At 36.4% G+C, this 9,269-nt stretch carries 7 protein-coding genes and 1 rRNA gene; 7 read left to right on the forward strand and 1 reads right to left on the reverse strand.

All coding sequences use genetic code 11. The features are described 5' to 3' along the window. Positions 1–94: 94 nt before the first annotated feature. Genes IWX76_RS14810 through IWX76_RS14840 form a run of 7 tightly spaced genes read left to right on the forward strand, consistent with a single transcriptional unit; the run spans position 95 to position 9,142 of the window. On the forward strand, positions 95–2,389 hold the full coding sequence (locus IWX76_RS14810; RefSeq protein ID WP_196860780.1) for a polysaccharide biosynthesis tyrosine autokinase: 2,295 nt from the start codon (positions 95–97) through the stop codon (positions 2,387–2,389). Further along, positions 2,389–3,531: a glycosyltransferase family 4 protein gene (locus tag IWX76_RS14815; RefSeq protein WP_196860781.1), complete on the forward strand. Its 1,143-nt coding sequence runs from the start codon at positions 2,389–2,391 to the stop codon at positions 3,529–3,531. The genes IWX76_RS14810 and IWX76_RS14815 overlap by 1 nt, the downstream gene beginning before the upstream one ends. Further along, entirely contained in the window at positions 3,528–4,604 is a 1,077-nt protein-coding gene (locus IWX76_RS14820) for a glycosyltransferase family 4 protein (protein ID WP_196860782.1), read from the forward strand. Before IWX76_RS14815 ends, IWX76_RS14820 begins: the two co-directional genes overlap by 4 nt. Further along, entirely contained in the window at positions 4,597–6,006 is a 1,410-nt protein-coding gene (locus IWX76_RS14825; protein WP_196860783.1) for an exosortase Y-associated Wzy-like protein, read from the forward strand. Before IWX76_RS14820 ends, IWX76_RS14825 begins: the two co-directional genes overlap by 8 nt. After that, positions 6,003–7,181, forward strand: a complete 1,179-nt coding sequence (locus IWX76_RS14830; protein WP_196860784.1) for an XrtY-associated glycosyltransferase XYAG1 — start codon at positions 6,003–6,005, stop codon at positions 7,179–7,181. Before IWX76_RS14825 ends, IWX76_RS14830 begins: the two co-directional genes overlap by 4 nt. Then, positions 7,171–8,610, forward strand: a complete 1,440-nt coding sequence (xrtY, locus tag IWX76_RS14835) for an exosortase Y (protein ID WP_334642006.1) — start codon at positions 7,171–7,173, stop codon at positions 8,608–8,610. The genes IWX76_RS14830 and xrtY overlap by 11 nt, the downstream gene beginning before the upstream one ends. Then, positions 8,591–9,142 (forward strand): WcaF family extracellular polysaccharide biosynthesis acetyltransferase, encoded by a 552-nt coding sequence (locus tag IWX76_RS14840; protein WP_196860786.1) that lies wholly within the window; start codon positions 8,591–8,593, stop codon positions 9,140–9,142. The genes xrtY and IWX76_RS14840 overlap by 20 nt, the downstream gene beginning before the upstream one ends. 51 nt (positions 9,143–9,193) lie before the next feature. Here IWX76_RS14840 and rrf read toward each other — a convergent pair. After that, positions 9,194–9,269 (reverse strand): 5S ribosomal RNA (rrf, locus tag IWX76_RS18180); the annotation flags it as partial.

Genomic DNA, 9,269 nt, shown 5'->3' on the forward strand with positions numbered 1-9,269 from the left:
AATCCCTTTACCCAAACTTAATGGAAATTAATTGTATACAAAAAATATATTTTTTAATTACTTTTTATAAAAAATATCCAATTACATTAGGGACATGGATCAAGACTTTAATTATTTAAGATTTTATAAAATAATCACCGCTAAATGGTATTATTTATTGGTTGCAACGTTGCTTTCTATTCTTGCTGCCTTTTTATTTTTAAAAATGGCTAACCCAGATTACCGTTCAAATGCCTCAATTAAAGTAGACGATAAAAAATCTGAATTGTCTGAGCTAATCAGCATAAAAAACATTTACGACCGAAGCAGTAAATCTGAATCTGAAAAGTTTATTCTTTATTCACGCAATGTTTTAACTAAAGCAATTTCTTCATTAAACTATCCCATCGAATTCTATCTGCCTCGTGAATATTTCGGAATTTCATCGATTTATCCTCAACAACCAATCATTATCCAAACCCATAAAATACCAAATGGAAAGTGGAGGAATACCTTGTTTTTATTTGAAAAAATTAATGAGAGAGAATATAAGCTAAGCTACACTCTAAATAAAAGTAAGGTGAGTAAACGTTATGCTTATGGCGAGGAGCTCCACTTCAATGGCTTTGCTTTCCGGGTTAGCGCAATATCAGGACCGTATAAAAGCTATTATTTCAAATTCAGCAACCTTAACACAACTTTCGCACAAGTAAAACAATCGTTAGTTATCGATGATAACCAAAACACGAACATACTCAGCTTGAGTTATACAGATGCAAATCCTTATTTCGCAAGAGACATATTAAATGCCATTTTGAAAGAATATCAACTATATGACAAAACTCAACGCTCCTTAGCGATTAAACAAACTTCTTTCTATATCGATACCTTGTTAAAGAACATGGCTGTCGTTTTACAACAGTCAGGCGAGGGCATGCAACAGTTTAAAACAGCTAACCAAATGCTTAACATTTCGTCCAATGGAGAGAAATTACTTCAACTGCTTACTAATTTAGAGGCAGAGCAACAAAGAATTGATATACAAAGTCTGTTGACTCGTGAATTACAAAGAGACCTTCGAAGTAATGAAGGGACAAACAACCCCAACTTCAACTTACAAGGTGTAGATGACCCTTTATTAATCAGTCTGATACAGAAATACAATTTGTTGACTGATCAAAGAAACAAAGATCTTACCGGCTTTCCAGCTCAATCTGAGGTCATATTACAACTGGATGAGGCGCTTCTTTCGGTAAAAAACGCAATGAATAATAACATAAATAGTCAGCATGTTAAGAATAAAAAACTTCAAGATTACCTTGTCACACAGAGCAACAGTATTAGGAAAAGTATACAAACCATTCCAGTTTTAGAAAGGACTTATATCAATTTACAGTCTGACTACAACATTAATCAAAAGGTGTACGATTACCTTTCTGAGAAGAAACTTGAAGCACATATTTCCACGGCATCAGTTACATCTGGCGCCCAAATCATTGATCAAGCAGTGTTGGGTGCTAAACCTGTCTATCCTGTAGCCTTAAATACCTATAAAGACTTTACAATTGCTGGATTATTTATCGGGATCTTATCCATTTTTATCATACGTAAGATTAATCCATACCTATACGATGTAGAAAGTATTGAAGAAAGTTCCAGCATACCGATTATTGGATCAATAAGAAATCAAGTTGGAAAACCAGACAACAACAACATATTATCGATAGATAGTCCTGCCTCCCTATTCTCTGAATCTATAAGGGCCATGCGGGCAAACCTTGATTATTTAGTCGCAGGAAAACACGGACAAGTAGTTTGTATTACTTCAGAAATTGCAGGTGAAGGTAAATCGTTCACTTCTTTAAACCTTGCAGGAACCCTTTGTTTAATTGACAAAAGGGTATTAATCATTGCCACTGATTTAAGAAAATCACAACTACATAAAACTTTCCAAATGCCCAACGACATGGGTTTAAGTAGTTATTTAACCGGTATTATAACAATGGATAATCTATGCATGAAGACTAAATATAAAAACCTGGATTTTATACCTGCAGGTCCAGTTCCAGATCATCCTGCCGAACTTCTTCATTCTGATCAAATGAGATACTTGCTAGACAGCTTAAAGAAAAACTACGATTATATTATTCTGGATTCAGCGCCAGTAGGTTTAGTCTCAGATAGTATACCCCTCATGCGAATGGCAGACATTAATCTTTTTGTGCTTCGTTATGGCGTATCCCGTTCAAGGGCGGCAAAATTGCCAGAACGACTTGCTCAGGATTTCAATTTACGCCATATGGCTATTGTGTTGAATGCTTTTAAAGAAAATCATAATCCTAAAGGCTATTATTCACTTTCACCTGATAAACAGGTTTACAATCGTTATTATAAACTCATTGACCAATAATGATGAGACATCGCCATAATAAAGTCCTGTTTCTAACTTTAAGTACATTTAGCAATACTGGAGGCATACAAAAAGTATGCAGAACGTTAAGCAAAACATTAATGGACCTCGTTCTTCCGACAGGTAATTTACAAGTATTGTCACTATGTGATCACACATACGACTTAGACCCTAGATATTTATCCGTTAGTAACTTTAAAGGCTTTAATTATCAACGATGGCAGTTTTGTTATCATTCATTAATGCAATCGTTAACAGCAAAAGTCATTATTTTAAGCCATATCAATCTTATTCCTATTGCCTGTGTAATTAAGCTCACTAATCCTACTGCGCAAATTATTGTATTAGCACATGGAATTGAAGTCTGGCGGCCAACTTCATGGTGGAAAATTGCTTTCCTTAAAAATTACTGCCTGCTTTGGTCGGTAAGTAAATTTACAGCAAGAAAATTACAGGAACTTCATGGTCTCCGTGGCAAAAATATTTCTGTGCTACCTAACTGTCTTGATCCATTTTTTCACATACCTAATACGTTCGAGAAACCTCCACACCTATTTGAAAGATACAAAATAGATAGTAATACGCTTATTTTACTGGGTATTAACCGCCTGACATGCCATGAGCACGATAAAGGCTATGATCAGGTATTGAATGCGATGCCAGCACTTCTTCAAAAATTTCCCAATATATGTTACCTACTTGGTGGCAAAGCTGATCTCCCAGAAATGGCACGTTTAAACGCTAAAATAATAGATAAGAACCTACAGCAGCATGTAAAATTAATTGGATACATCAATGACGAAGAACTTAGTCATCACTATTTATTAGCCGATATATTTTTACTCATTAGCAAGAAAGAGGGATTTGGATTAGTATTGCTTGAAGCAGCAGCATGTGGATGTAAGATAATTTGTGGAAATATTGATGGAAGTTCAGAAGCCGTCTTGTTTGGAAAAATGGGAACTCAAGTTAATCCGGGAAATAAACGGCAACTTGAACTTGCCATACTGGCATCTTTACAAAATAAAAAAGATAACGCCAGGGCAATAGACTTGCAAAAGATGTGCATCGAGCATTTCAGCTTCCCATCCTACAATAAAAAGGTAAAACAACTGCTCACTCACTTTATAAATTTATTATGAAATTAGCTTTGGTTGCCACGCACCCTATACAATACTATGCCCCTGTATTTCAATTGCTAGCAAAGGAAGTAGAATTAAAAGTGTTCTATACCAACAAAAAGCGGAAATCTTATGACCCAGGCTTCCAACAGGAAATTATCTGGGACATCCCATTACTTCAGGGATATGATTTTTCATTTAATGAAGAAAGACCCGTGATCAAAAACCTAATTTCATTTGATCCACATTATTTATTAATTTATGGCTGGGCCTCCAGTGCGCATCTTCACATTTTAACTTATTTCAAAAATAAAATCCCTATTCTTTTTAGGGGTGATTCCAACTTATTAGAAAATGTTCCCTGGTATAGGAGTATTTTAAAAGAATATGCTTTAAAATGGGTGTATGCACATGTCCAAACTGCACTTTATACCGGGACAAACAACAAAGAATACTTCAAAAAATATGGATTAAAAGAATCACAATTGATATTTTCTCCTCATGCTATCGATAACATGAGGTTTTCTATCTATGAACCTTCTTTATCAGTTAGGGAAAACTTAGGCATAAAAAAAGATGATCTTCTCGTCTTATTTGCAGGTAAGTTTTCCAGGAACAAAAATCCAATTTTACTGCTCCGTGCTTTTTTGAAAGCAAATGTGCCAAATACCCACCTCCTATTTATCGGCGGTGGGCTAACTGAAGGTAACTTACGAAATGCTGCTGAATACAGGAGCAATATTCATGTGCTCCCCTTTCAAAATCAAAAAGACATCCCTGCGTATTACAAGGCTTGTGATTTGTTTTGTTTGCCATCTAACCATGAAACATGGGGTCTTTCCATAAATGAAGCCATGGCATGTGGAAAGGCTGTATTAGTTTCAGATAGATGTGGGGCAGCTGTAGACTTGGTTACCCAATACAATGGAAGCGTATTTAAACATCAGGATGTAAATGATTTAACACGCAAACTGGAATATTTTTTAAAACATCCTCTCCTGCTGGAAAAGGCCGGCCGTCAAGCCGCCCTGGATATCAGCGAATGGAATTTCAACAATCAATCCCGGGCAATTATAAACTGTTTGTATGCATAAAGACACACAGTTTAAAATAAATGTTATACTGTATTGCGGTATGCCATGGTTACTCGCTTTACTGTTTACACATCATCCGGTGTTATCCTATTTAATTGCCTATTTCGGATCTTATTTTATTTTCTACATTACTATTTGGTCACCATTAAAGTGTGTTAGTTCCACAGATGAAGTAATGAAACCCATGATGATTATTCAACTGATCTTTGCAGGATTTATGTGCTGTACCTCTATATTCTTTTTTGCAGACCACCTTGGCTACACGTATTTTACCTTGAAGGATAGCTATTCATTTAACATTTCTGAACAAACTTATCTACTTGCTAAATGTCAAAGGCTTTCTCTTTTAGGTCACATCGGATTAGTGACCGGCATGATCTTCAACCTAAAACCCGACAATGGCATGAGGTATAAACTTCAAATCCCAATTGATCATTTTTTAATTAAATGGAGTTTAATTGTATCGATTGTGGCATATGCCTTAAATTATACACCAACAATTATTCAATTTAAATACTATCTTCTGGCTCTGGCAACCACAGCACAAGCATTACTTTTTATCCGTGGTTTGGTCTACAAAAAACCTATGGTGGCTTTGTATGGCGGTATATTATTTGGACTGAATACCTTAAATGCAACACTGACTGGTTACAAAGAAATATTAATTATTCACTTCATAATCATCAGCTTTTTAGCTTATCCCCACTTTAAAAAAACCATTACCCTAATCTTTCTTCCTTGTTTGTACATCTTGTTGTATATCCTTCCCACACTGACCACCACCATCAGATTAAAATCATGGAATGGAAATAAAACAAGCAAAACTGCAAGAACAGAGGCATACGACACCTTAACAGAAGACCGTTATGAACAACTCATTCTTCAGAATAACTGGGAATTTTTAACCAATAGGCTCAGTGAAATTAATATGTTTTGTATGTATGTAAAATATACACCGTCACAACAACCCTATTATGGTACAAGCATATTTAACAATGCAATGCATGCACTCATCCCACGAGCGTTGTGGAGCGAAAAACCTAATACAGAGAAAGTGGCGATGGAACGTGTTTATAAGTCGAGAGTTGTTAACAGGTTATCCACAGTGTCTGCAAAAACACGTCCAGTATTCGATGGCTACCTCAGCGGTGGAACAATGGGCGTGTTACTTTCTATGCTTGTTTACGGAATACTTATACAATGGCTCTGTAACAAAGCAGAAGCACTTTTTGGTGGGTATGAGCTAGGCTGCGTTGTGCTTTTTAATAGCTTGTTTCAACAATTCTGGAGAGGTAATAATTGGGAGTTTTTAATTAACAATTTAGTTTATGGATTTATCCTCATGCTGATCATATTTTATGTGTTAAAGTCCACTCACCTCTTAAAACCAGAGCGTTTATGATTACAATATTGCAAATTACACCATCCTATAAACCAGCATATGTATATGGCGGACCTACAAGGTCAATTTCTAAATTATGTGAAGAATTGTTGAACAGCAAATTTCAAGTTCGGGTACTTACAACCACTGCCAATGGATCAAATGAACTTCCGGTGGAAACAGAAAAAGTATTAAAAGTAGACAAAGTAGATGTGCAGTATTTTAAGCGTTTTACCAAAGATCATACACACTTTTCCCCAGCGCTGTTGTGGCAATTAATAAAATTAATTAAAGCGGCGAAGCAACAGCCAGCACACAAATTATTAATACATATCCACTCCTGGTGGAACATCGTGGCATTATCGGCATTATTTATTTCCAGGTGTTATCACGTGCCCGTGGTATTATCGGCAAGAGGAATGCTCACCTCCTACACCTTCAATAATAGAAACAGCTTTTATAAAACATTAATCCATCAGCATATTGGCAGTAAGTTGTTAGAAAATTTAGCTATACACGCCACCACTACAAAAGAAGCCAGTGATATCCGCAGTTTACGCATAAAGTGTAAAAAAATCTATATCATCCCAAATATGGTTAACCTCCCGTTGTTGGCTAATCCTATTTCGATTAGTGCGCCTTTCACTACCACCTTACAATTGTTATTTCTTTCTCGTATCGAAGAGAAGAAAGGACTATTTTGTCTTTTTGCAGCACTAAGCACATTAGATCTTCCCTGGAAATTAACTATAGCAGGTACCGGAGATATCCATTACATATTACAACTGAAAAAACTTACAGAAGTTTTAAATATCCATCAACAGATTAATTGGTTAGGTGAGGTAAATGATAAGGAGAAATTCGGCTTATATCGTCAAAGTGATTTTCTTATTCTTCCCTCTTTTAATGAAAACTTTGCAAATGTGGTGATTGAAAGCCTTGCAGTAGGAACACCAGTCATTGTTTCAATGGAAGTAGGCCTAGCCGACTACATTGCCGAAAACAATATGGGTTGGGTTACCCACACAGACCCCACAAGTTTGAAGAATTGTATACAACTCGCAGCTTTAGACCACAAAAAAAGGGCATATATAAAAAAGGAAGCTCCGCGGATCATAAGAAAAGATTATGCCCCAAAAGCAATTCTACTTAATTATATACAGATGTACGAGCAAATTCTTAATCATGGCAGCTGATTTTTCTTTCATAATACTAACCTTCAATGAAGAACTTCATTTACCAAGATTATTGAAGTCGCTGGCTGGGCTGACCACAAACATATTTGTACTAGATTCGGGAAGTACAGATCAAACCATTGCCATTTGTGAAGAATATAACTTGATTTATGCGGTACATGCTTTTGAAAACCACCCCAAGCAATGGGATATGGCTTTACGTATGTTTGACATTAAAACGCCATGGGTAATTGCTTTAGATGCTGATCAATGCCTTACCCCAGAATTATATCTACTACTTATTGAATTTAAGGATGAAGATTATAGTGACATTGATGGGATCTATTTTAACCGTAAGAATATATTCCAGGGGAAATGGATTAAACATGGCGGTTATTATCCAAAATACTTGTTAAAAATGTTTAGGTATGGAATTGGATATTCAGATTTAAATGAGAATATGGACCATCGTTTCATTGTGCCGGGTAAAACAGCGAAATGGAATAATGGGCATTTGTTGGAAGAGAACCTGAAGGAGAATCAAATCAGTTTTTGGATTGCTAAGCACAATCGGTATAGCGATCTGCTCGCGACTGAAGAACTGGAGCGAAAACAGCAGATGCGGTCACAACTGATTCAACCAAAATTTTGGGGGAATCCCGATCAACAAACGGCCTGGTTTAAAAAATTATGGTGGAACTTACCAACCTATAGCCGCACATTCGGATACTTCGGCTACAGAATGATCATACAAAAAGGATTCTTAGATGGAAGGAAAGGTATGCTTTTTCATTTTATGCAGGGATTTTGGTTTAGGCTGGTTGTTGATATGAAATTAGAGGAACTTCTGGATGTACAAAAGCAGAAAGAGGTAAATGTTAAAAACAATCGTACAGCATTACCTGCATTAAAGTTTGTGGTATCCTTTCCATTGCTTTTTCTACTCCTTTATTATTTTAATATTGCTTTTATTGGGTTAACTACACCTGGAGGTCACTACTTCGAGTATCTTGATCAACATTTCAACTACATAAAGGCATGGCGCGACTTTAACATCTCCGGTACTGCAGCTATCTTAGGGGCATTAGGCTATGAGGTGACCACTCGGGAGTTCAGGCTGCATGTAACGGGAAGGTCGGGATTTATTCTCGTCTATTCTTGTCTGGGTTATGGGATATTAAGCATATATACAGCATTTATTCTCTCCTACCCAAGGCCATTAAGGAACAAGTTCGTGGTTTTATTAGCAGGAGTATTGGGGTTTCAATTGCTTAACATGTTGCGCTTGTCGCTGATTGCATTATTCTGGAAACCCAGTCCATTGTTCTTTAAGCTTAATGCACATGAACTATTTAATTTAATCACCTATGGATTAATCTTAGTGGCATGTTACTACTGGCTAAATGACGACAAACAGAAAACGAATCTTTATGAAAACTATTCAGCTTAGAAAAGCATTTCCTAAATCAGGATATAATCCTGGTGCATCAGCTTTGAAAATACATTTATGGTACCTAACCAGTTTACTGCTGTTTAGATCAGGTCTATTGCCATCGAGCACATTACTAGTTTATATATTAAGGTTATATGGAGCAAGGATAGGAAAAGATGTACGCATAAAACCCTTTATAGACATCAAATATCCCTGGAAATTAACTGTAGGCGACCATAGCTGGTTAGGCAGCTGTATGATTGAGAATTTAGCGGAAGTAGTTATTGGTAATCATGTATGTGTATCACAGCATGCGATGTTATTAACAGGTAACCACAATTATAGCAAATCATCATTTGATTTAATAACTGCCGCGGTTGTTTTAGAAGACGGTGTATGGATTGGTGCTAAAGCCACGGTATGCCCGGGGACACGGGCAAAAACACATTCTATACTTACAGTAGGTTCTGTAGCCACTAGAGATATGGATGACTATATGATATATCAGGGTAATCCAGCTAGAATGAAAAGTAGAAGGATCATTGAATAAAATTTCTTATAAACAAGAAAAGCCTGTAGTTACCTACAGGCTTTCTTTAAGATTTGGCACCGACCTACTCTCCCACGTGTTACCGCAGTACCATCGGCTCTGGTGGGCTTAACTTCTCTGTTCGGAA

This window comes from Pedobacter sp. CAN_A7 (assembly GCF_015752175.1).
Classification (GTDB): domain Bacteria; phylum Bacteroidota; class Bacteroidia; order Sphingobacteriales; family Sphingobacteriaceae; genus Pedobacter.